Consider the following 21,690-nt stretch of genomic DNA (forward strand, 5'->3'; position numbering starts at 1 on the left):
AAGCTTCTCTGGGGAGCATCCCCTTTCCTCTTATCCTTACTTCATGGGGGACTCAAAGCCCCCCGTTGTAGCTATCGCTGTGCGATTTCTAATGACATGGCAAGTATGAATTAAGACTTTCCAGTCATTTATGATTCTCCATATGCCAAACCATTTGCCTCAGCATATCGCTGCATAAAACGCATGAATCTTTGCCATTGGTCTTCTTGCTCGATTTCAAATTTACACTCTACTCTCTGCAATTCATCTCCTTCTGCACCTCCAAAAATGAATTGAGTTGAAGAAGGTGTGACACGAATTTCTCCTTCTTCATCAGTTAATAGCATTGAATTCAAAGATTGTTTTGTGAAGCTATTAAATCCGTTCAAAGCTTTCACTTGCTTAAAAAGCATAACAATAATGCGGTTACCAGAACGAAGGTTACGACGCAGGCTGACATTGTTCAGTTCTTCAAAAATGCCAGCAAAAAATTGAATTGACGGTGTTTTAGATGTCATGGAATTGGAAAACTTATCTTTGGTATGGATTGTAGTAATATTGCGGTGCTACTTGTGGAGCGATCGCAGGTGCTTGATAACCCGTTGGCGGTACGTTTGTACCTATACCATTAGGTAATGGTGGATTCATCAGTGGAGGTTGGTATCCAGTTGGAGGTAAAGTGTTGCTCATGCCATTAGAGAACGGTTGATTTATGGCTGGTGGCGGACTTATAACTGGTGGCTGTTGATAGGTAGTGGTTGGTATGCTATTTCCCGTATTGTGAGGAACGGGAAAACTTTGGCTGAGCTGTTCGTAAGCAACGCGAGAAATGGATACAATAAGTTTTTCTGCACCAGGATCGTTCCGGGGACGTTGCACCATTACAGCAACAACATAACGCTTGCCACTTGGCACATCCACTAGCCCTGCATCTCCCAGTATTGTCCCAATATTACCAGTTTTATGGGCAATGGTCGCTCCCGGTCCTAAACCAGCTGGTAGCAGTTGATTTCTCACAGTCCGGCGCATAATATCCAATATGCGATCGCGAGATCTCATACTCACTAAATTTCCTTTACCAACCATTGCCATCAAAGTACCTAACTCTTTGGGACTGGTTGTGTTTGTACCTCCCAAATCCGGTAAAAGATTGCGAATCGCAGTTGTTGTCAAACCCCAACTTTGAAATCGTTGATTTAGCGCATCAATACCACCCAATCGAGCAATCAGCATATTTGTTGCTGTGTTATCACTGATTGTCATCATTTTCGTAGCTACTTCAAGCGCTGTAAACTGGGTTCCTACTGGTTTGTACTGCATATTCCCAGAACCGCCTGCTACCACTTCCTTTTCCATAGTTAAGCTTTCATCAAGACGTATTTTTTGTGCATCGACATCTTGAAAGAAAGCAACCAGAATTGGAATTTTAATTGTGCTAGCAGACGCAAAACTAGCAGCCCCATTCAAATCCACATAACTACCGTTGTCCAAATCAACCAAGAAAACTCCCGGTGTGAGATTTGGAGTTGATGCTGCCAAACTTTGTATAGCTGATTTTAAGGGAATATTTTCTTGGGATAAGGACACTCCAGAAACTGTCGGTGTGGGAGTTACTGTTGGTGTTGGCTGGGACTGCGCTTGTTGTTCAACGGTTGTATTGGATGATGAGTCTGGTGGTGTAGCGAGACGATTAGCGGGGTCTAACACAGATAAAACAGTACCTACGATCGCACCTATCCCGACTCCCACAATTAACAACCGTATGGCATACAAAATTGTTCTTGCCATCGGCTTTAACCGCGTTTTTCGAGAAGATTGTTTCATCACCGGATGCTTTTGCACTCTGACAGTTTTTAACGGTACAACGTTGGGGTTATATGGAGGAATTCTCCCTTTAAAAGTAGCAGAGTGCTGGGGTGGAGCGACTCCCCTTGGTTGTCTTCTAGGTAAAGGAGTAGGTTGTAGTGGTGAAATTACTTTTACACGTGTCGATGTTTGTTTTTTCTGAGGCGGGCGTTGTTGGTTGCGTAATGCTTCCTTATTCTGTGGTAGCTTTTGGACTTTTCGTAAATCGGGACGACGGCTCGAAGACTGACGCTGTGGGATAACTTTTATACGAGTTCTTGTATTCATAATATATAATAATGATAAGATTTTATATTATAATTGGCTTTTATAAAAGGTAAACACTACAGCAGGCTTGCAATTACATACTAATCCCTAATTCCAAGCAAAAAAGATTTTTTTTACGAGTCAGTCTCCCAAACATCATGAATTATGATTCTTCGCGGTTATAAAGGTTCCTAATAGCCCATTCTACCTGTCGTAAAATACCTCGCAACATTGCAACTTCTTTAGTTTGTAGTCGAGCCCGATTGTACAATTGTCGAAACTTTTCCATGCGACTTGATGATGTATGGGCATAAAGATAACCAATCTTGAGGAGAAGGGATTCGAGTTCTTGGTAATACGTTTCTACAACATCCAAAGCAGCAAGGTCATCATCCAAGGCATTTTCTGATGCGATAAGTTGTTTGTTTTCCATATTTTTTAGGTTTTCAGTATAAAATGTTGCTAATTCGTAGCAGCATAGAGAAACAGCAGTTGCTAAGTTGAGGGATGGATAAGTGGAACTTGTAGGAATGCGAACAAATCTTTGAGCGTAGTTCAGTTCCTCATTGCTCAAACCCCGATCTTCTCTACCAAAGATTAGTGCTGCTGAATGTTGTGGGTTTTCAAGCAACCAAGGTAATGCCGTGCGGGGATTTTCCATGGGCGTTCCCCAGTCCCTAACGCGAGCAGTTGTTGCGATCGCTCGCTGACATCCCTGTAAAGCTTCTGGTAGAGTTGCTACAGATTGAGATGAGTGTAAAATATCTTTGGCATGAACTGCCATGTGCAGTGCTTCGAGTGAAAGCGGATCGCATTGAGGATTGACTAACACTAGATGATGAAAGCCAAAATTTTTCATAACTCGCGCCACCGATCCCACATTCATAGGTCCAGATGGCTCAACTAAGATAATTTTTACTTGGTCTAGTGTCATGACTTGCTGTTCTCATGCAAACTTGCTATAAATGTTGATTGTCTCAATCCAAACGCACAGTAGGATTATCGCCCAGTCTGACATCTAGAGTGGCAATTTTGTAATTCCATAACCAACCTATCAAATCGCCATGTGGTTTGGCATGGAGTTCAAAGCTTCATAAAAATGGCATTCCCAGGCTCAGCCTGGGAACGAGAGGGGTAGGGTAATGAAGGTGGAAGTTAGAATGAGTTGGTGTTTATTTCTACACCATCTCTGAAGATGTTTGCATCATTGGCTGAGGTTGTGGTTGGAACATGAATAAGGAGTAAACAACATCTCGGCGAATGTTAACCATCATATCCAGGAACAACTCGTAACCCTCACTCTTGTACTCAATCAACGGATCTTTCTGACCGTAACCTCGCAATCCTACAGATTCACGTAAAGCATCCATTTGCTGCAAGTGTTCGCGCCACAAAGTATCGATTCTTTGTAAAATAAAGAATCGTTCCGCTTGACGCATCAATCCGGGCTGAATTTGGTCAATTTGAGCTTCTTTAAGGTCGTAAGCAATCCTCACTTGCTCGTGCAAGAACGCTTTAATCTCGCTCATTGACATATCTTCTAGCTGACTTGACTGTAAATCTGCTAGCAGATAAACAAATTCTTTGACTTTTTCAACCAACTTATCCAATTCCCACTCTTCGGAAGGTAAATCGGGGTTGATGTAGTAGTCAGCGATGTCATCCATCGTTTTTTCAGCGTACTTAATCACCTGTTCTTTCAGGTCTTGTCCTTCCAAAACCCGACGGCGTTCCGCATAAATCGCCCGACGTTGGTTGTTCATCACTTCGTCGTACTCAAAGACTTGTTTCCGGATGTCGTAGTAGTAGGTTTCAACTTTTTTCTGAGCACCTTCCAAACTACGGGTCAGCATTCCAGATTCAATAGGCATATCTTCGTCTACGTTAAATGCTGTCATCAAACGTGAAACGCGATCGCCACCAAAAATCCGCAGTAAGTTATCCTCCAAGCTGAGGAAGAATCTTGTCGAACCGGGGTCACCTTGACGTCCCGCACGTCCCCGCAACTGGTTGTCAATCCGGCGCGATTCATGACGTTCTGTACCAATAACGTGTAAACCGCCTTGTTGTACCACTTCATCGTGTTCGTTTTTGGTGAACTCTTCGTACTCGTGCTTAACTCGGTTGTACGCTTCCCGTAATTTTTGAATCACAACGTCGTCAGTTGGTGCTTTTTCTGCGGCTACAGCGACCTTATCTTCAGCTTCTAACTCTGTCAAACTGCGTTCGCCGTACTCCCGCACGGCAAAATCAACTGCATCTTTCAGCAACTTTTCTGCTTCTTTTGTCAGCTGGGTTGGGAATACCTGTGGTGACGCCTTCCAAGTTTTCACCTTTTTACCGGGTACAAAGCCTTGACCGCCACCCGTTCCCGCCGGGGGTAAGCCAGCCGCCCGATGGATACCAAAAGCATCTTCATCATCCGGTTTGACAACACGAGGCATGAAGTACTCTCTTATCTTAAGACGTGCCATGTACTCGGCATTACCACCAAGAATAATATCAGTCCCTCTACCTGCCATGTTAGTTGCAATGGTCACAGCACCTTTACGTCCTGCTTGTGCAACAATTTCTGCTTCCCGCTCCACATTTTCCGGTCTGGCGTTCAGCAACTCATGGGGAATCTCCATTTCTCTCAACAGTTGTCGGAGATATTCTGATTTTTCTACACTCGTAGTTCCCACTAGAACTGGTCTTCCAAGTGCGTGCATTTCGGCACATTCTTGTGCGATCGCCTTCCATTTCCCTGCTTCAGTCTTAAAGACCATATCTGGCAAATCTTGGCGTTTTCTCGTTCTGTTAGTAGGAATAACAGTAACTTCCAGTTTGTAAATTTTTTCAAACTCCGCCTCTTCAGTCTTTGCTGTTCCCGTCATCCCGGATAACTTGGGATACAGCAAAAACAGGTTTTGATAAGTAATTGTCGCGAGAGTTTGAGTTTCTGGCTGAATTTCTACCCGTTCTTTGGCTTCAATTGCTTGGTGAAGTCCATCACTCCAACGGCGTCCTGGAAGAACTCGACCTGTAAATTCATCGACAATAACCACTTCTCCATTCCGGACAATATAAGTTACATCCTTTAGGAAAAGTTCTTTAGCTTTAATCGCATTAAAAATAAAGTGCGCCCAAGGGTCTTCTGGGTTAAATAAATCTTTAACTTCCAAAAGCCGTTCTGTTTGTGCAAAACCTTCATCCGACAACAGCACGTTACGAGCTTTTTCGTCTACTTCATAATGCTCGTCTTTTTGCAGTGCTAGAGCTATTTCGGCTGCTTTGAGATATTTTTCCGTTGGTCTTTCGACTTGTCCCGAAATAATGAGCGGTGTCCGTGCTTCATCAATTAAGATTGAGTCTACTTCGTCAATCACACAGTAGTTAAATGGGCGTTGTACCACATCCGCCATGGATGTCGCCATGTTGTCCCGCAGGTAGTCAAAACCCACTTCACTATTGGTGACATAAGTGATATCGCAATCGTAATTCTTCTTGCGTTCCGTTGGCGTCATGCTTTGCTGAATTAGCCCTACCTTCAATCCCAAGAAACGATGTACCTGTCCCATCCATTCAGCATCACGACGGGCTAGGTAATCGTTCACCGTGATCACGTGAACGCCTTTACCTGTAAGAGCATTTAAATAACTCGGTAATGTCGCAACTAGGGTTTTGCCCTCCCCAGTCTTCATCTCAGCAATTTGCCCTGAGTGGAGAATAATACCACCCAACATTTGAACATCAAAGTGACGCAGCCCTAAGACTCTGCGTCCTGCTTCCCGAACCACGGCAAACGCTTCTGGTAAGATGTCATCAAGAGTTTCGCCTTTGCCAAGACGCTGTTTAAATTCGACTGTTTTGCCCTTGAGTTCGTCATCCGAAAGGGCTTTGATATCTTCTTCCAGAAGATTAATGTCTGTAATGTAGGGTTGGTATTTTTTTAGTTTACGAGCGTTGGGGTCGCCCAACAAAGTTTTTAGCATGGCAGATTATGAACAGAATTAAGGGGGACGGGGATTTAAGGATTGGGATTAATTATAAACACTTAACTAAACCCAGTCTTAGTTTGAGATGGGTTAGTCATGAAAACTCGCTCAAAAACAGCATTATTAACAGCCAATCAGATTTCCTAATGATTGGATTGAATTTTTATCTTAAATGTAAACTGTTTCAATAGTATCATTTTGCCCAGAGTTGAAGCAGTAAAGCCCAACTGAGGAGAGGTAGCGATTTCCCTCCTTGGGGAGTAGGGATTGGGGAAAAGGGAGAGGGGGAAGACAAGGGAGAAAATTTCTCCTTGTCCCTATATCCTATTCCCACTCCGGGCTGAGGCGACGAAAATTAAAGTCTGAGGCTGAGGGATGACAGGTGACACAACTCCCAATTTGAATCGGCTTGGGTAGCTTAACTTGAGGGTGCAAAGCTCTGAAATAACGGGAACTCCCGACGCGATAGGGTATTTGTTCGTCTTCTAGCAATTGGGGACGAGAGAAAGCGGAAAGATACCTCCAAACTAGGATACGTGGCGGATCGACTAATGGTTTGATTTGTACTCCATAGTGCTGTGAGTCCTCCAACAAATTTTTCCAAGTTTGGGTGGGAAAAACAGCGGGAGGTAAGGGAATGTGACAAGTCGAGCAATTTTCCAAATACAATTCTTGTCCAAGTCGCTGTTGTGGGGGAACGACATCAACAGTACCGACTTCAGAAGAGGTTGGCGGTACGCCTTGGACATGAGATGCCATCGCTAAACCCATAGCCAAACTCCAAGCTAGAATGACTAAGAGGAAGCCAAGCGGCTTTCCCTTTAATTTTTGATTGCGGAATTGACGTTTGACAATCTTTGACATTTGATTGGAGATTGGGAATTTTAGATTTTGGATTAGTTACCGCTCTCTGGTTACCCGTCACTAGTTATTGAATGGGGACAGAACGCAATAATCGTTCCATCACAGTTTTTGCCCTGCGTCCTCCACTCGGTATAAGACGGTGGCAAAGAACATAAGGTGCCAAGAATTTTACATCATCGGGAATGGCGTAGTCTCTCCCCAATAGAAAAGCTAGGGCTTGAGTAGCCCGTTGTAAGGCAACAGTACCGCGAGGACTGACACCAAGTGTGATTTCCTCATCATGTCGTGTTGCTCGCACTAATTCAAGAATATACTGTTGTAGCGAAGTATCAACCTTGACTTTTGAACAGATTTGTTGTAACTCTTGCACTTCTACTAAAGAAATACACGGCTGTAAATCGGTAACATTAATTCCATCTTGATGGCGTTGCAACATCTGAAGTTCTTCTGCTTCAGTGGGATAGCCAAGACTTAAGGACAACATGAATCGATCCATCTGCGCCTCAGGTAGGGGAAAGGTACCTTGATATTCAATTGGGTTCTGAGTCGCAATGACGAAAAATGGCATGGGAACGTTACGAGAAACGCCATCCACCGTGACTTGATGTTCTTCCATCACTTCTAGCAAAGCTGATTGGGTCCGAGGTGTGGCACGGTTAATTTCGTCTGCTAGTAGGACATTAGCAAATACCGGACCCGAAAGAAAAGTAAATTCACCGCTTTTTGGATTCCAGATATTGGTACCCGTAATATCTGTTGGGAGTAAATCGGGAGTACACTGTAACCTTTGAAACTTTCCGTCTATGGAACGAGCTAAAGATTTGGCCAGAAGGGTTTTGCCTACCCCAGGTACATCTTCTAATAAAGCATGACCACCTGCTAGCAGGGCAACTAGTACTAAACGTATTGCCTCAGCTTTACCAACAATGGCTAGTCCCAAGTTTTGTGTTAAAGCGTCGATTTTTTGTCTCATATAGAAATTAGGGAATTGTTAGTAGTTAGTTGTTAGCGGTGAGTCGTTAGTGGAACAATTAACCACTAACGACTCACCGCTAACCAACAACCAATTACAGTATTCCCACCCATCACTGAGAACTAACCAGCCAAAAATGCTCTTGCAGCAATACAATCTTGCTGAATTTGTTGTTTTAGGGCTTCCAATGAAGAAAACTTTTCCTCAGGGCGCAAAAATTGTTCTAGCTCGACTGCTAGTTTTTTTCCGTATAGATCGCCAGACCAATCAAATAAATGGACTTCTACGGATTGATACGTACCATTTACTGTTGGACGGTTACCTATATTCATTACGCCTAAGTAAGTATCTTCTGGAGTGTTCAGTGGCTCACTGAGAGTGAAAACACGAACGGCGTAAACCCCAAAGCTAGGCAAAAATTTATCTTTTGGCAGCTGTAGGTTGGCAGTGGGAAAACCAATTGTTCTACCAAGTTGTTGACCTTTGATGACATGACCTATCAGCGTGTAAGGTCTTCCTAACAGTTTGTTTGCTTGACAGATATCACCATTTTGCAGGACTTGACGGATAAGTGAAGTGCTAATGCGAGTCTGGCGATCGGAAGAATCGCTGACATCACTGTTAAGTGCGGTTTCAGGAGATGCACAAGTTTCTATGGGAACAATGGTGACGGGAATGTCAAATTTGGCAGCCAAGACTTGCAAATCCTTGGCAGTCCCACTACGATTGGAGCCAAAACAAAAATCTTGCCCGACGCTAATCCGTTTGGCTTGTAATTGTTGGATGAGAATTTTTTCTACGAACTGTTCGGGAGGTAACGCGGACAATTCCTTATCAAAGGGTAGCAGTACTAATTGTTCTACCCCGAGCGATCGCAACTGAAAAATTTTTTCATCCAACGGTGTCAACCAAGTGCGGGCAAGACCCGTGAAAAATTCCTGAGGATGAGGATTAAAGGTGACAACCGTTGAGTAGCCGTGTGAGGATGCCGTAACATCAGGCAATATGGGTTGAATAACCCGCTTGTGACCGCGATGTACGCCGTCAAATTTGCCCAGTGCAACACACGTTGGTGTTAGAGCCAGTTCGGTTGAAGAAGTAACCCACACAGAAAACCCATTTTGAGACAGATTTAGCACGTCGATTCTGGGATTTTAGAAATGTTTAAGCTTTCAGCTTGGCGATCTGATATCAACCTAATTATAATTTTTGGCTGATGACCGATGGCTAACAGCAAACCGCTTGCAGTTGGCAGTTGACCGTTTTTTGCTGAAGGGCTGTTGGCAAAGCGTGCGCGAAAAGCGCATGAGCTTCTATTCACCAATCTAATCCAAAATCCCCCTTTGCTTCCTTGATGCACCTCTAAACAAAGAATTTTCTAACACCGAAAAGATTCTGATAAGGTAACAGGTACGGGAATCTGAAGTACCATGCCTTCACGTGCCATGACAGCCCCCGGATATTTTTCTGCAGCTTCTTGACCGACACGATCGAGAAATTCATCATCATGAGAGGGGTCGTGATGATAGATAACCAAAGTTTTGACATTGGCAGCTTGGGCTACTTTCACAGCTTCTTGCCATGTAGAGTGTCCCCAACCAATTTTAGGTCTGGTTAGAGAATGGTATTCTTCATCAGTATAAGTAGAATCGTAGATGAGGATATCAGCATCACGAGATAACTTCAGAACATTTTCATCTATTCTGTCAGGATAATGTTCGGTATCGGTCACGTAAACAGCCGATCTTCCACGCCAGTTTACCCTGTATCCTACGGCTTCACCAGGATGATTGAGCGGGGAAGTCTCTACCGTAATATCATTAATGTGTATTGCGTTTCCCGGTATAACATCATGAAAATATAAATTCGCTTGCATGATTTGCAACGGAACCGGAAAATTTGGATGCAGCATTTGATCGTTTAAACGCTGTTCTATGGTAGAGCCATCGGGAGCGATCGCACCATAGATATGAAACGTGTTTCCCGGAATAAACCCAGGGCTAAAGAAGGGAAACCCTTGCATGTGGTCCCAGTGGGAGTGGGTGAAAAAAATATGTGCTTCCACTGGCATTTTGGACAATAAAGATTGTCCTAAAACATGTAAACCCGTGCCTCCATCAAAAATTAAGCGTTTGCCGCCCACTTGCATCTCAACGCAAGGGGTATTACCGCCATAACGAACGGTATCAGGTCCCGGACAGGGGATACTGCCGCGAACGCCCCAAAAATACACGGAAAATAAATTCTCTATCCTAGACATGAGTTTTGCTTGCTGGACTGAGTGGGCGATCAATACAAAGAATTTTTACTTTAATTAATAAGTTTATGCTGTCTTAAGGCTTTTTCTAGACAAGAAACTTATTAGGAAGACAGCACACCCTATATAACATTGTTTTTGTTTTTAGGGATAAAAAACTTTTTAGCTGAATTTTCATATCTTCAAATATTTATCTACCGTTTAACGTCAAAATCGACTCCTCACTTTATAACCTAAATTTTGCCCAGTTGCATTTCAGCAACTTATTGAAGTTCTCCGTATATTCAATAAACTTTACGGAAATTTAAATTCCCACTTAGACAATTCACTCAGTCCCCGTGCATAGGTCAGATTGTATTGTAAGGGTGTGATACTGATGTAGTTTTCACGGATAACGCGAACATCAATGGGTATGTTCTCAGAAAGATTCAAACCAATGGGTGGTTCAATATCCTCCAAAACTTCACCAGTTAACCAATAATAAGTTTTCCCACGAGGATCGATTCGCTTATCAAAAACATCGACATAACGTCGCACCCCTTGACGGGTAAGAGTCACTCCGGCAATTTCTTCCCACTTAACTGGGGGAATATTAACATTAAGCAACATCAACTCCGGTAGGGGGTTTTTCTCAATTTGCCCCACTAGAATTTTGGCAAAGTCAGCAGAAGGTTGAAAATCCTTACTATTCCGGCTAGTTAGACTGAAAGCGATACTGGGAATACCTTCAATCAAACCTTCCATTGCTGCAGAAACGGTACCGGAGTAAAGAATTTCAGTCCCTAAATTGGCACCCTGATTGATGCCAGAAAGAACTAACTCGGGTGGTGATTCTAACAAAGCCCACAGAGCTAACTTAACACAGTCCGAAGGAGTCCCATCGCAAGCCCAAGCCTTGACATTTGGGTGAAAGATAGATTCTACAATTTCAGCACGAATTGGCTGGTGTAACGTTAACCCATGTCCGGTAGCCGAACGTTCCCGATCCGGGCAAACTACACTCACATCATGACCTGCTTCGGCTAAGGTGTTGGCAAGAGTACGAATACCTAGAGATGAAATACCATCATCATTACTAATTAGTAATTTCATAGTTAGTGGTTAGTGGTTAGCGAGCGCTAATTAAGAGGTACAGCGAGAATCTCATATAATAGTTTAGTCCTGGGTGCTAGAAAACAACAGTTTGGTCTTGGCCGCTGTCTTTGGCTCGTGGATGCCATGCTAACGTCATCTGTCCTTTATAAATGACAAATGACAAATGACTATTAACTAATGACTATTAACTAATGACTAACAATTTAGAAGCGCAACTTTTAGCACTGCAAGAGGAAGGAGAAAAGGCGATCGCCGCCGCCAATACATTAGAACGCCTTGAGGAACTAAGAGTCAGCTACCTGGGTAAGAAAGGTCAGCTAGGGGCGCTGTTGCGAAGTATGGGTCAACTGAGTGCAGAAGAAAGACCAAAAATTGGTGCGATCGCAAACACGGTAAAAGATGCCTTACAAGCCAGGATAGACCAACAACATACAGCTTTAGAAAAAGCCCAAATTCAAGCACAGCTAGAAGCTGAAAATTTGGATGTAACAATGCCAGGAATCTACCGTTCTCAAGGTCGCGTCCATCCGCTGAATGGGATAATCGATAGAGCAATAGACATCTTTGTAGGTATGGGCTATACGGTAGCCAACGGTCCGGAGATGGAAACAGATTACTACAACTTTGAAGCACTCAACACTCCACCCGATCACCCAGCCCGCGATATGCAGGACACATTTTATCTACCAGATGGAAATCTCCTGCGGACTCATACCTCATCAGTACAAATTCGTTACATGGAAACGGAAGAACCACCGATTCGAGTCATCGCCCCCGGACGAGTCTACCGGAGAGATAATGTAGATGCCACTCATTCAGCAGTTTTCCATCAAATAGAACTTTTAGCAGTCGATGAAGGGTTAACCTTTACCGACCTCAAAGGAACTGTAAAAGTATTTTTACAAGAAATGTTTGGTGACGTGGAAATTCGCTTCCGCGCCAGCTATTTTCCCTTCACAGAACCCTCTGCAGAAGTTGACTTGCGATGGAACGGTCGCTGGTTGGAAGTGATGGGTTGCGGGATGGTCGATCCAAACGTACTGAAAGCTGTTGGCTACGACCCAGAAGTTTATACTGGCTTTGCTGCAGGCTTTGGAGTAGAACGTTTTGCCATGGTACTCCACCAAATCGATGATATTCGCCGCGTCTACGCCAGCGATTTACGTTTCTTACGACAATTTTAGAATTATGAATTATGAATTGAGAATTTATAATTCATAATTCATAATTCATAATTTTTTAAGCAATTATCGCAATGTCCGCAACGCCAGTTGGCTTCTTGGTGAAAACCAAAAGCGTTCAGTAAGAATCCCCAACGGCATTGCCTTGTGAGAAGATACTTGTTCATCTGCTTGGTAGCACCTACTTGTGTAACGGGTGGAGTTTTTGTACTGGCAAGAATTTTGTAATGGAATGGATCGAGCCACTTGAGTTGACCGCTAGCGTGCAGTAAAGATAAAGCGATCGCTCCTTCGGGAAATTGTCGTGCTACTGTCGCTACTTCACCAGTAGAAGGCAATTTTTTCACGAGTTGCTGTGCGGAGTTTTGGAGCGATCGCAAATTCTTTTCAAAAAACTTTTGCCTTTGTTTGTCTTCCGGGTCCAACCATCCCGTAGGTTCACTTATCAAAGTTAGCGCTTGGGCTGGTTTCCCATCTCTTCCAGCACGTCCAATTTCCTGTACGTACTCTGATAGCAGTAAGGGTGAGTGAAAGTGAATCACCCAACGCACATCAGATTTGTTGATTCCCATACCAAAAGCCGAGGTACAAACAACAAACGATATTTTTCCACTCAGCCATTTTGCTTCTACAGCGCGACGTTCTTCTGCACCAAGCCCTGCATGATAGCTAGTGGTAGAGTAACCCATTTGTTGCAGCCATGCGGCTAACTCTTCACTGTCTCTCCTTGTCCGAACGTAGATCAAGCCAGTTTGTTTTGTTTTATCCTTCAGAAACTTCAAAATCTGTTGCTTTCTCCCTCTTGGGGTCCAAGCTATGCGAACCGAGGGATGAATATTGGGACGGTAAGGATTGACGCAAAAAACTGTTGGTTCGTTTAATTGTAAGACTTGTTGAATCGTTGCTTGGGCTGTGGGGTCAGCCGTAGCAGTGAAAGCAGCGATCGCGATCGTTGTTCCCACTGGTTTATATTTCAGGAGTGCGGGTCTGACGGCTTCCAATCTTCGATAAGCAGGTCTAAAAGTATCTCCCCACTGCACCAAACAATGTGCTTCATCTAAAATGAGGGCATTAACGATCAGTTGAGGTTTGCACAATCTTTCCCATACAGGTGAACTGAGTAAAGTTTCCGGCGACAGGTACAGCAGTCGCAGTTGTTGTTTTTCTAGAGCTTGCAAAGTCTGGCGTCGTTGAAACGAAGGCAATTCACCGTGTAAAAGAGCAGCTGCTAAGTTACGTTCTTGTAATTCCCGTACTTGATTTTCCATCAGCGCCACTAAAGGCGAAATCACCAGTGTCAGCCCAGTTTGTAATAATGCAGGTAACTGAAAACAAATAGATTTCCCTCCACCTGTTGGCATAATAATTAGTGCGTCTTTTTTCGCCAACAAACTTTGAATAATTTCTCCCTGCGGTGGGCGGAAGTCCTCATAACCCCAGATCTTTTGAAATGCAGCCCGAACTTCGTTCCAAGATGTTGTGGCAGGGTGATTCATAAGTAGCACTTTTTGTAAGTGATTATATATACCTACTTTCGTAAAGTTACTAACTCCGGAATTTTATTTACTGAGATATGCCAATTGCGTATCATGTAACTGATACGCAATTTCTGTTAATTATTGAAGCTTCTACTTAGGTGTTACGGTGTTACGTAACCAATTTTAAAAACAATGTATTTACATCTGTAGCTATCTTCTGTAGTTTTGCACATGACTTGGTAAAGAAACTTCAGCATCCAAACGTGAATCTGGAACTGCATCTTCTGTAACTAGTTTTAAAGGCAAAACACCAGCCCAAACGGGTAAAGCATAATCAGCTTCATCATCTTTTGGTGGTCCTGTCCGCACCTTAGCAGAAGCTTCTGTTATAGGTAAGGAAAGCACTAAAGTTCCCTCTAATTCCTGACGATTGGGTTGCCGTACTTCTGCCCACCGTTCCGGTACAATATGCTCGGTAAAAGCTTTCAATGCTTCTAACTTCTGTTGTGTATCTTGTACTAAAGTTGCCGTACCAAATATGACGACAGAACGGTAATTCATGGAGTGGTGAAATGCAGAACGTGCGAGAACTAACCCATCTAGTAAAGTCACTGTGACACATACTTCAATTCCGTGAAGTAAAGAACGAAGCATGCGACTTGCAGGAGAACCGTGGATATAAAGTTCGTCTCCCACACGACCGTATGCAGTTGGAATAACATACGGTTGGTTATCCACAACAAACCCTACATGGCAAACTAACCCTTCATCTAAAATTTCGTAGATGACTTGAGATTCGTAATGACCGCGTTGAGGTATCCGCTTAATCTGATTGCGTTTTGTAACAGTCAACTGTTCTATCTCGCTACGATTGTTGAATGTAGTCATAAATGTGCGTTCCAATTGTAAAAAAACATCTGTGAGCGTTAGAGGGGACAGTAGCCACCTTCTTAAAGAATTGACAAATCTAATTGCATGGCATTGCTGTTGGAAAAACCAAGACTTTCATAAACTGGTTTTCCTAATGGAGAAGCGTTGAGAACGACTCGCGTACAACCAATCTCTTTTAAATAGGTTACTGTTTGACTTGTCAGTTGCTTGGCAATTCCTTGTCTGCGGTATGAAGGTTCAACATAAACTCCCCAAATATATCCATATTTGCGGTGTTGTTGCTTGATAATGTTAGGGTAGAGACCGTTGTGGATTTGACAACTGGCAGAACCAACAACGTTACCTTCAACCTCTGCCACAAAAGCTTTATAGGATAACTCTTGCCGAGCCTGTTCTATAAACTTAAGGGAAATATCCAACCAATCGGGAGCGAACGCATCATCTGGAACTCCCAGATCCAGCCACATTTTATAGAAATGCTCGGCGATGAGGGAGTCTTCTGATGCAGTCGCTTCTTTGATAATGATTTGTTGTGCGATCGGCATAAAGAAGTATGAAGGATGAAATCTTTTACTTTATCTTTCATACTTTTTCCAAGTGGTCTTTAACAAGAGCCACTTTTGTCGTTTTGGATAAGTCCACTTAAGTAGGTCGTCACAACTAAAGCAAACTCAGCTAGGACTTACGCAACTTCAACAATATTTTGGGTATTTCACGCGTTGCCGATCCCCCCAACCCCCCTTAAAAAGGGGGGCTTTGCGTAAGTCCTATAATTTTTGAACTGAAACAACCTTGTTTATTAAGAAAATTGGTGGTGCATAAACTGTTAATATGTAAGTACATCCTGTACATACACTCCCACAATGAGTAACTCTTACAGTATTCGCAGTACAAAAATTGGTAATAGTGCGGGATTTCGTCTACCTGCCGAGTTTTACCGCGAACATCCCCAGTTCGCTAATGCAAATGGTTGGATAGAGGTATTGTCGCCAGATACTGCAATTGTGCGGATTGTCCCACAATCTGAGGATGATGCAGAAGACTCGCTATTGATGAAGCTGTTTCTTGATTTTGCACTAACAGAAGCGCTGAAAAATAATACTTTACAGCCCTATACTACAGAAATGTCTGAGGCTGCTCATAAATTGATTGAGGGTGTGGAATTAGAGGATGATTTACTAGAAGATGCCTAAGTTTGTCAGTCATGGTTGGGAGATTTATTTTCACCCACAACTATTTGGTACTCAATATCAAGAGTTGTTTGACCGTGTTTCTAATCTGCGAGAAAAACTTCCAAAGAAAGAGTTTAAACTCCATGCAAGCGTAAAGCTATTTGCGGCAATTACTACTGCAATTGAAACTAAAATTCCATCAGATCCCAAGGCATCTCATTTTGTTTTAACCAAGGCATTAAAACAATATGGACGAGTGAAAAAGATGGGTTTACCCGAAAGATACCGCTTGTTTTTTCGGGCGTTTGATACTCCACAATTAAAAGCTATTGTGATTCTATGGTTGGGGTTTCCCCGTAAAGAAGGTGCCAAGAATGACTGTTACGAAGTTTTTACTAAGATGGTAGCGCAAGGAACATTCCCAGACAATTTGGATGAACTGCTAGCAAATTTTGAGGCAGTCGGGGAAGTCGATTTCCGTCCTATCGAACTGTTAAACCCAGAGACTGAAGTAACGCCAGATAAACAAGAATAATTTTGAGATAATCCTAACATCCACACTGTAATAATTAACATTGCGATCGCTCAAACCTTGGCGCTATGGATTTTGCCATTACGATAAACAGCAATTCCCCAGTACCACTCCACCAACAGCTTTACGAGGAACTGCGCCAAGCTATTCTCAATGGACGATTGTTACCGGGTGGGCGCATTCCTTCCACACGTCAACTTGCTAAATCTCTAGGCATTTCCCGCACAACTGTCACTCAAACCTACGACCAACTTTTCAGTGAGGGATATATAGAGACTGTTGTGGGTTCTGGGACTTTTGTTTGCTCTCAACTTCCCGATGATTTATTGCGTTCTGCACCCGTTCAATCTACCAGAACAAAAACCCGTCCGCCAGTTCAACTCTCTAAATACGGAGTGAATTTGGCTCAGACAGAGAATGTACCGAGAGTTCCCGAACCGGAATTGTTCATCAACTTCCGCTACGGGCGACCGGCTTTTGACCAATTTCCCATAGAACTGTGGCGCAAGCTGCTTTCTCGCTACTGTTACTCCAACATAGAATGGCTGGATTATTCAAAGGATATTTTGGGATACAAGCCTTTGCGTGATGCGATCGCTCGATACCTCTCCCGTTCCCGTGCTGTTAACTGCGATCCAGACCAAGTGTTAGTTGTAAATGGGACACAGCAAGCTTTAGATTTAATTATGCGTTTGTTTATTGAACCTGGGAACGTTATTGCCTTGGAAGATCCCGGTTACTTGAGTGCAAGGCTCATTTTTGAAACACAACGCGCAAAACTTTTGCCTGTGGCTGTGGATGAGTCTGGTTTAGTGGTTGAAGACTTGGCAAACTATGCAAAAGAACAAGTTCGGCTCGTTTATATCACACCTTCTCACCAATTTCCCACAGGAGCAATACTTTCCCTACCGAGACGTTTGGAATTACTGACTTGGTCTGGTGCAACTGGGGCGTTGATTATAGAAGATGATTATGATAGTGAGTATCGTTATGGAGATCGCCCCATTCCTGCGTTGCAAGGGTTGGATAAAAGTGATTCCGTTCTCTACATTGGTACGTTTTCAAAAGTGCTGTTCCCTTCCCTACGAATTGGGTATTTAGTGTTACCAAAAAGTTTAGTTTCTGTTTTTGCTCGTGCAAAATGGTTGAGCGATCGCCACTTACCTTTACTAGAACAGCAAGTACTTGCAGATTTTATCGGGGAAGGGCATTTAGAACGACACATTAGAAAAATGCGAGCCGTTTACGACAAGCGCCGTCAAGTTTTAGTGAAAGCGTTCAACAAGAATTTTGGAGAGAAAGCAACGATATTAGGAGAAAAAGCAGGAATCCATTTAATGGTGCGGTTGCAAACTCCTTTTAGTGATGAAGAAATTATGCAACGTTCAGAACAAGCAGGCGTAGGAATTATATCTGCTGCGCCTCATTATCTAAAACCGCATTCAAAAGGTGAGTTTATTTTTGGCTATGGAGAATTGACAGAGCAGCAATTGGTGGAGGGTATTAATAGATTGGCTGACAGTTTGAACACTTTTTAAAGTGTTGAGTGGTTATACAAGCAATTAAAACTGCTATACTAAAAATCTTTAATTAAAATTTTTTCAAAAAGAAATAGGAGTTTTGTAGCTTGAAATGGCAGTTTCATCATTAGAAAAGATTGATATTGTTTACAGGATTATTAGCGATCGCAAAATTTATGGAAAAAGTAGAACTCCAACAGAAATACTCCTCCCACTCTTTCGATTCTTCACCTCTTGATATCTCCCCTAAACTTGTATCCCCACCATAGCCAAATCCACCAATTCTCGGGCAAAAGCATCATCCAACGGTGCGTGCTTCAACAACAATCGATACCATACCGGACCGTAAATTGCGTCGATCGCTACTTCCAAATTGAAATCCGAGCGTAATTCTCTACGCGCAATTCCTCGCTCTAAAATAGTGTGCGTGGCTTGTCTGCGACTTTGCACAAACCGCTCGTGAAATACCTCAGCCACTTCCGGATCTATTTGTGCTTCCGCAATGAGTCCGGCAACAGCTGCACCTGTAGAAGTTTTTGTCAATAGCTCGAACAATTGTTGTAAAATTTTGTATAAATCTTCTCGTACTGAACCTGTATCTGGTGTGGGGATGTTGCTTGTGGCTTGGGCGGCGTAGGCTTCCATCATCACAGATGCTTTGGATGACCACCACCGATAGATAGTTTGCTTTCCCACTCCCGCACGAGATGCGATCGCCTCAATACAGACACCACCATAACCCTTTTCCTCCAACAACTCCGAAGCAGCCTTAAGAATTGCTTGATGGGAATGCTGATTTCGCCTGCGCGTTGAAGGCGTTTTCGTGGAAGATTTTATTTGAGTGCGGTTGTGTTCTACCTTTTGTGACATAAGTACAGACTGCTTTTTTATAAGACGTTACGGTGCGTCTAATTAAAGTATATGCAAGATTTGAAAAATCTAGTAACCGAGAGAAAACAAGAATTAGATAGATTTCGCAATAATATGCAAGAAGGAGGTGTTTGAGTTTCCGTAAAATACTGAAGCTTCTAAAACACAAAGATTTGTCATGACAAACTCTCCTGGGACACAAGTATGGTTTATTACTGGTAGTTCAACTGGATTTGGTCGAGCGCTAGCAGAAGCAGTATTGGCAAGTGGTGATACTGCGGTACTCACAGCACGCAAGCCACAGCAAGTAGAAGATTTGACACAGCAGTTTCCAGAGCGTTCCTTAGCAGTACGACTGGATGTGACAAAACCTCAAGAAGTCGCAGAAGCAGTTAAAAGTGCAATTGCTACCTTTGGACGCATTGACGTTTTAGTCAATAACGCCGGTTATGGTTTGGTAGGAGCAATTGAAGAAGCCAGCGATGACGCCATTCGCCAACAATTTGAAACCAACGTTTTTGGGGGGTTGAGTTTAACAAAAGCAGTCCTACCCTACCTGCGAAAACAACGTACCGGACACATTCTCAATTTCTCCTCCGTAGGTGGCTTTGTAGGCTTCCCTGGAGCTGGGATTTATTGCAGTACAAAATTTGCACTGGAAGCCATTTCCGAAGCATTGGCTCAAGAAGTGAAGCATCTTGGCATTAAAGTCACAATTGTTGAACCAGGAGCATTCCGTACTGATTTTAATGGTCGCTCGTTAGTCATGAGCGATACTCAATTAGAAGAATACCAAGCAATTGTAGGACGGTTCCGCCAGTGGTTGCAAGAGGTGGATGGCAAGCAACCGGGAGATCCAAAGAAAGCAGCATTGGCAATTATTCAAGCAGTAAAAAGCGATAACCCACCACTGAGATTGGTGTTAGGTGAAGATGCTGTCAGCGCTATCAATGGCAAGCTTGACTCTGTAAAAGCAGAACTTGAGGCTTGGAAAGAGGTTTCTATCAACACTGCGTATGAAGGCTCTGTCGTCAGTGCCATAGGTGGATAAGTCTTGGGGTGAGGCAAACTCATCCTATTTTTTGCCCAAATTGTATAGATTAAGCACAACAAAACTATGCAGAATCAAGACAAAAAAATTGCTTTAGTAACAGGTGCTAACAAGGGGCTAGGCTTTGAAATTAGCCGTCAACTTGCAAAAACAGGATTGACTGTCCTTATAGGTGCTAGAGATGAAAACAAAGGTGCTGAGTCTGCGGAAAAGTTACAAGCCGAAGGGCTTGACGTACAATCTATTCAAATAAATGTGACCGATATTTCTTCTGTTGCTACAGCAGCTAAAAATATTGAAGAACGTTTTGGCAAGCTAGATGTTTTGGTAAACAATGCAGGTGTTTTACATGATGGAGGCGTAAATCCCAGCAACCTTGATGTAAAAGTTTTTAAAGACACATTCGAGACCAATGTCTTTGGTGCTTTTGCAGTACTCCAAGCAATGCTCCCTCTAATTCGCAAGAGCCACGCAGGTCGAATAGTAAATATTTCCAGTACGCTTGGTTCCCTTACAGATACTCTCGATCCAAATTCACATTACTTTCAATACCGAGGTCTGGCTTATCAATCATCTAAAACGGCACTAAATGCCATCACGGTACAATTTGCCAAGGAACTTGCGGATACTCCCATCAAAGTCAATTCTGCTTGCCCTGGTTGGGTACAAACAGATATGGGTAGTGCGAATGCACCAGGAACAGTGGAAGAAGGGGCTGACACTCCTGTATGGCTTGCTACACTACCCGAAGATGGTCCTACAGGTGGTTTCTTTAATTCGCGCAAACCCCTTCCTTGGTAATTTTTAGCAGTCAAAATTAGATGAGTCCTTCAAATCCTGTTGCTTTGATTCTCGGTGCTACCGGTAGAACGGGTTCTCACCTCGTTAATCTGTTGGAGCAAGACGGTGGTTCCGATAACCTTCAGTTACGGGTTGCCGTTCGCAAACCCGAACAAGCAGAAACCTTTGCACAACGAGGTATTTCCACCGTACATCTTGACCTTGACCAGATATCGACTTACGAAGAAGCACTACAGGGCGTACAGCGCCTCTTTATGGTTACAGGCTATACCGTAGATATGCTGAGCCAAGGAAAAAACCTGACCGATGCAGCAAAAGATGCAGGGGTCGAGTATATTGTCCACGTCGGTACTTTCCATCAACCCGGTCGTCCCCAAGCAAAGTTGATTCGCCACTACATTTGGCATCAACTTGTGGAAACTTATATTGAAGCTAGCGGTATTGGTTGGACTCATCTTCTTCCCAACGCGTTCATGCAAAACTTCTTTGGCTCTGTGCAAGATGGAAAACTGCGTATGTTTTTCGGTCAGGAGCGTGTCGGATTGGTAGATTGTTTTGACCTTGCGCGTGTTGCGGCGGCGGCGTTGCGTGCTCCTCAAAAGCATAGCGGGCAAAAGTATTTTCTAAGTGTAGAAGCCCTGACTATGAATGAAGCCGCACAAATTCTTTCAGAAGAACTTGGCAAAACAATCGCCTACGAACCTCTTCCTGCTGCGGATTTGCGAAAGTTACCCATCGGTCAAACTATGGAGCCTGCATACTTTGAGTGTATTGTTCGTCAGATGGAACTGCTACAAGCCGGACAACTTCCTGACTTTGCTGATGTTTATCACAATATCCCGCAAATTCTTGGAGAAGAACCAACTCTGTTTCGCGAGTTTGTCCGAAATAACCTGGCTGCATTCGCGAGTGCTTAGCGAATATGATTGGGGAGTTT

21 protein-coding genes are annotated in these 21,690 nt (G+C 43.3%); 7 read left to right on the forward strand and 14 right to left on the reverse strand.

Translation table 11 applies throughout. The features are described 5' to 3' along the window. Positions 1-128 precede the first annotated feature (128 nt). The 10 genes from psb28 to surE all read right to left on the reverse strand — a co-directional run bounded on the left by psb28 (position 129) and on the right by surE (position 11,254). Entirely contained in the window at positions 129-497 is a 369-nt protein-coding gene (gene psb28 / locus AB0756_RS17680) for a photosystem II reaction center protein Psb28 (protein ID WP_038087935.1), read from the reverse strand. A gap of 13 nt (positions 498-510) precedes the next feature. Beyond that, a complete protein-coding gene (locus AB0756_RS17685) occupies positions 511-2,112 on the reverse strand; it encodes a serine hydrolase (RefSeq protein ID WP_038087932.1) in 1,602 nt (533 codons plus the stop codon). Between the two features lie 142 nt (positions 2,113-2,254). Continuing rightward, positions 2,255-3,025 carry an RNA methyltransferase gene (locus tag AB0756_RS17690; protein WP_038087929.1) on the reverse strand — a complete coding sequence of 257 codons (771 nt, stop codon included), beginning with the start codon at positions 3,023-3,025 and terminating at the stop codon, positions 2,255-2,257. A gap of 244 nt (positions 3,026-3,269) precedes the next feature. Next, the gene (gene secA / locus AB0756_RS17695; protein WP_038087926.1) at positions 3,270-6,065 is read right to left on the reverse strand and encodes a preprotein translocase subunit SecA; all 2,796 of its coding nucleotides are present in this window, start codon (positions 6,063-6,065) and stop codon (positions 3,270-3,272) included. Positions 6,066-6,392: 327 nt separating this feature from the next. Further along, positions 6,393-6,932: a cytochrome c gene (locus AB0756_RS17700; RefSeq protein WP_038087923.1), complete on the reverse strand. Its 540-nt coding sequence runs from the start codon at positions 6,930-6,932 to the stop codon at positions 6,393-6,395. 64 nt (positions 6,933-6,996) lie between these two features. Further along, positions 6,997-7,905 carry an AAA family ATPase gene (locus tag AB0756_RS17705; protein ID WP_038087920.1) on the reverse strand — a complete coding sequence of 303 codons (909 nt, stop codon included), beginning with the start codon at positions 7,903-7,905 and terminating at the stop codon, positions 6,997-6,999. A gap of 122 nt (positions 7,906-8,027) precedes the next feature. Beyond that, positions 8,028-9,044 carry a bifunctional riboflavin kinase/FAD synthetase gene (locus AB0756_RS17710; protein WP_063779510.1) on the reverse strand — a complete coding sequence of 339 codons (1,017 nt, stop codon included), beginning with the start codon at positions 9,042-9,044 and terminating at the stop codon, positions 8,028-8,030. Next, positions 9,038-9,226 (reverse strand): hypothetical protein, encoded by a 189-nt coding sequence (locus AB0756_RS17715; protein ID WP_137986321.1) that lies wholly within the window; start codon positions 9,224-9,226, stop codon positions 9,038-9,040. Before AB0756_RS17715 ends, AB0756_RS17710 begins: the two co-directional genes overlap by 7 nt. Before the next feature lie 57 nt (positions 9,227-9,283). After that, positions 9,284-10,165: an MBL fold metallo-hydrolase gene (locus AB0756_RS17720; protein ID WP_050045951.1), complete on the reverse strand. Its 882-nt coding sequence runs from the start codon at positions 10,163-10,165 to the stop codon at positions 9,284-9,286. A 291-nt stretch (positions 10,166-10,456) separates the two neighbouring features. After that, positions 10,457-11,254, reverse strand: coding sequence for a 5'/3'-nucleotidase SurE (gene surE / locus AB0756_RS17725; protein ID WP_038075005.1), 798 nt, complete (start codon positions 11,252-11,254; stop codon positions 10,457-10,459). 194 nt (positions 11,255-11,448) lie between these two features. Between surE and pheS the strand changes: the two genes are divergently transcribed. Continuing rightward, positions 11,449-12,441 carry a phenylalanine--tRNA ligase subunit alpha gene (gene pheS, locus AB0756_RS17730; protein ID WP_038075003.1) on the forward strand — a complete coding sequence of 331 codons (993 nt, stop codon included), beginning with the start codon at positions 11,449-11,451 and terminating at the stop codon, positions 12,439-12,441. A gap of 38 nt (positions 12,442-12,479) precedes the next feature. Here pheS and AB0756_RS17735 read toward each other — a convergent pair whose 3' ends face one another. The 3 genes from AB0756_RS17735 to AB0756_RS17745 form a co-directional block, all read right to left on the reverse strand. Next, a complete protein-coding gene (locus AB0756_RS17735) occupies positions 12,480-13,934 on the reverse strand; it encodes a RecQ family ATP-dependent DNA helicase (RefSeq protein WP_038075001.1) in 1,455 nt (484 codons plus the stop codon). 192 nt (positions 13,935-14,126) lie between these two features. After that, on the reverse strand, positions 14,127-14,804 hold the full coding sequence (locus AB0756_RS17740; protein WP_050045950.1) for a pyridoxamine 5'-phosphate oxidase family protein: 678 nt from the start codon (positions 14,802-14,804) through the stop codon (positions 14,127-14,129). Between the two features lie 62 nt (positions 14,805-14,866). Beyond that, on the reverse strand, positions 14,867-15,352 hold the full coding sequence (locus tag AB0756_RS17745; RefSeq protein ID WP_038074999.1) for a GNAT family N-acetyltransferase: 486 nt from the start codon (positions 15,350-15,352) through the stop codon (positions 14,867-14,869). Between the two features lie 318 nt (positions 15,353-15,670). On the opposite strand from AB0756_RS17745, the gene AB0756_RS17750 reads away from it, so the two are divergent. The 3 genes from AB0756_RS17750 to pdxR all read left to right on the forward strand — a co-directional run bounded on the left by AB0756_RS17750 (position 15,671) and on the right by pdxR (position 18,049). Next, a complete protein-coding gene (locus AB0756_RS17750; protein ID WP_038074996.1) occupies positions 15,671-16,000 on the forward strand; it encodes a hypothetical protein in 330 nt (109 codons plus the stop codon). Further along, positions 15,993-16,514 (forward strand): type II toxin-antitoxin system YhaV family toxin, encoded by a 522-nt coding sequence (locus AB0756_RS17755; RefSeq protein WP_038074994.1) that lies wholly within the window; start codon positions 15,993-15,995, stop codon positions 16,512-16,514. Before AB0756_RS17750 ends, AB0756_RS17755 begins: the two co-directional genes overlap by 8 nt. 65 nt (positions 16,515-16,579) lie before the next feature. After that, the gene (gene pdxR, locus AB0756_RS17760) at positions 16,580-18,049 is read left to right on the forward strand and encodes a MocR-like pyridoxine biosynthesis transcription factor PdxR (protein ID WP_038074992.1); all 1,470 of its coding nucleotides are present in this window, start codon (positions 16,580-16,582) and stop codon (positions 18,047-18,049) included. Positions 18,050-18,277: 228 nt separating this feature from the next. Here the strand turns inward: pdxR and AB0756_RS17765 are convergent, their stop codons facing one another. Continuing rightward, complete coding sequence (locus tag AB0756_RS17765; protein ID WP_050045949.1) at positions 18,278-18,901, reverse strand: TetR/AcrR family transcriptional regulator; 624 nt, start codon at positions 18,899-18,901, stop codon at positions 18,278-18,280. Positions 18,902-19,079: 178 nt separating this feature from the next. On the opposite strand from AB0756_RS17765, the gene AB0756_RS17770 reads away from it, so the two are divergent. The 3 genes from AB0756_RS17770 (at position 19,080) to AB0756_RS17780 (ending at position 21,670) form a co-directional block, all read left to right on the forward strand. Further along, positions 19,080-19,952, forward strand: a complete 873-nt coding sequence (locus tag AB0756_RS17770; protein ID WP_038074990.1) for an oxidoreductase — start codon at positions 19,080-19,082, stop codon at positions 19,950-19,952. Positions 19,953-20,018: 66 nt separating this feature from the next. Next, positions 20,019-20,753: an SDR family oxidoreductase gene (locus AB0756_RS17775; protein ID WP_038074988.1), complete on the forward strand. Its 735-nt coding sequence runs from the start codon at positions 20,019-20,021 to the stop codon at positions 20,751-20,753. Positions 20,754-20,773: 20 nt separating this feature from the next. After that, entirely contained in the window at positions 20,774-21,670 is an 897-nt protein-coding gene (locus tag AB0756_RS17780; protein WP_050045948.1) for an NmrA family NAD(P)-binding protein, read from the forward strand. Positions 21,671-21,690: the final 20 nt, after the last annotated feature.

It is taken from the genome of Tolypothrix campylonemoides VB511288_2, from assembly GCF_045999855.1.
In the GTDB taxonomy this organism is placed as follows: domain Bacteria; phylum Cyanobacteriota; class Cyanobacteriia; order Cyanobacteriales; family Nostocaceae; genus Scytonema; species Scytonema bouteillei_A.

Excerpts from the sequence above, each read along its gene's own strand:
- psb28 (WP_038087935.1), bottom strand. The coding sequence starts at position 497 with ATGACATCTAAAACACCGTCAATTCAATTTTTTGCTGGCATTTTTGAA.
- AB0756_RS17685 (WP_038087932.1), bottom strand. The coding sequence starts at position 2,112 with ATGAATACAAGAACTCGTATAAAAGTTATCCCACAGCGTCAGTCTTCG.
- AB0756_RS17690 (WP_038087929.1), bottom strand. The coding sequence starts at position 3,025 with ATGACACTAGACCAAGTAAAAATTATCTTAGTTGAGCCATCTGGACCT.
- secA (WP_038087926.1), bottom strand. The coding sequence starts at position 6,065 with ATGCTAAAAACTTTGTTGGGCGACCCCAACGCTCGTAAACTAAAAAAA.
- AB0756_RS17700 (WP_038087923.1), bottom strand. The coding sequence starts at position 6,932 with ATGTCAAAGATTGTCAAACGTCAATTCCGCAATCAAAAATTAAAGGGA.
- AB0756_RS17705 (WP_038087920.1), bottom strand. The coding sequence starts at position 7,905 with ATGAGACAAAAAATCGACGCTTTAACACAAAACTTGGGACTAGCCATT.
- AB0756_RS17720 (WP_050045951.1), bottom strand. The coding sequence starts at position 10,165 with ATGTCTAGGATAGAGAATTTATTTTCCGTGTATTTTTGGGGCGTTCGC.
- surE (WP_038075005.1), bottom strand. The coding sequence starts at position 11,254 with ATGAAATTACTAATTAGTAATGATGATGGTATTTCATCTCTAGGTATT.
- pheS (WP_038075003.1), top strand. The coding sequence starts at position 11,449 with ATGACTAACAATTTAGAAGCGCAACTTTTAGCACTGCAAGAGGAAGGA.
- AB0756_RS17735 (WP_038075001.1), bottom strand. The coding sequence starts at position 13,934 with ATGAATCACCCTGCCACAACATCTTGGAACGAAGTTCGGGCTGCATTT.
- AB0756_RS17740 (WP_050045950.1), bottom strand. The coding sequence starts at position 14,804 with ATGACTACATTCAACAATCGTAGCGAGATAGAACAGTTGACTGTTACA.
- AB0756_RS17745 (WP_038074999.1), bottom strand. The coding sequence starts at position 15,352 with ATGCCGATCGCACAACAAATCATTATCAAAGAAGCGACTGCATCAGAA.
- AB0756_RS17750 (WP_038074996.1), top strand. The coding sequence starts at position 15,671 with ATGAGTAACTCTTACAGTATTCGCAGTACAAAAATTGGTAATAGTGCG.
- AB0756_RS17755 (WP_038074994.1), top strand. The coding sequence starts at position 15,993 with ATGCCTAAGTTTGTCAGTCATGGTTGGGAGATTTATTTTCACCCACAA.
- pdxR (WP_038074992.1), top strand. The coding sequence starts at position 16,580 with ATGGATTTTGCCATTACGATAAACAGCAATTCCCCAGTACCACTCCAC.
- AB0756_RS17765 (WP_050045949.1), bottom strand. The coding sequence starts at position 18,901 with ATGTCACAAAAGGTAGAACACAACCGCACTCAAATAAAATCTTCCACG.
- AB0756_RS17770 (WP_038074990.1), top strand. The coding sequence starts at position 19,080 with ATGACAAACTCTCCTGGGACACAAGTATGGTTTATTACTGGTAGTTCA.
- AB0756_RS17775 (WP_038074988.1), top strand. The coding sequence starts at position 20,019 with ATGCAGAATCAAGACAAAAAAATTGCTTTAGTAACAGGTGCTAACAAG.
- AB0756_RS17780 (WP_050045948.1), top strand. The coding sequence starts at position 20,774 with ATGAGTCCTTCAAATCCTGTTGCTTTGATTCTCGGTGCTACCGGTAGA.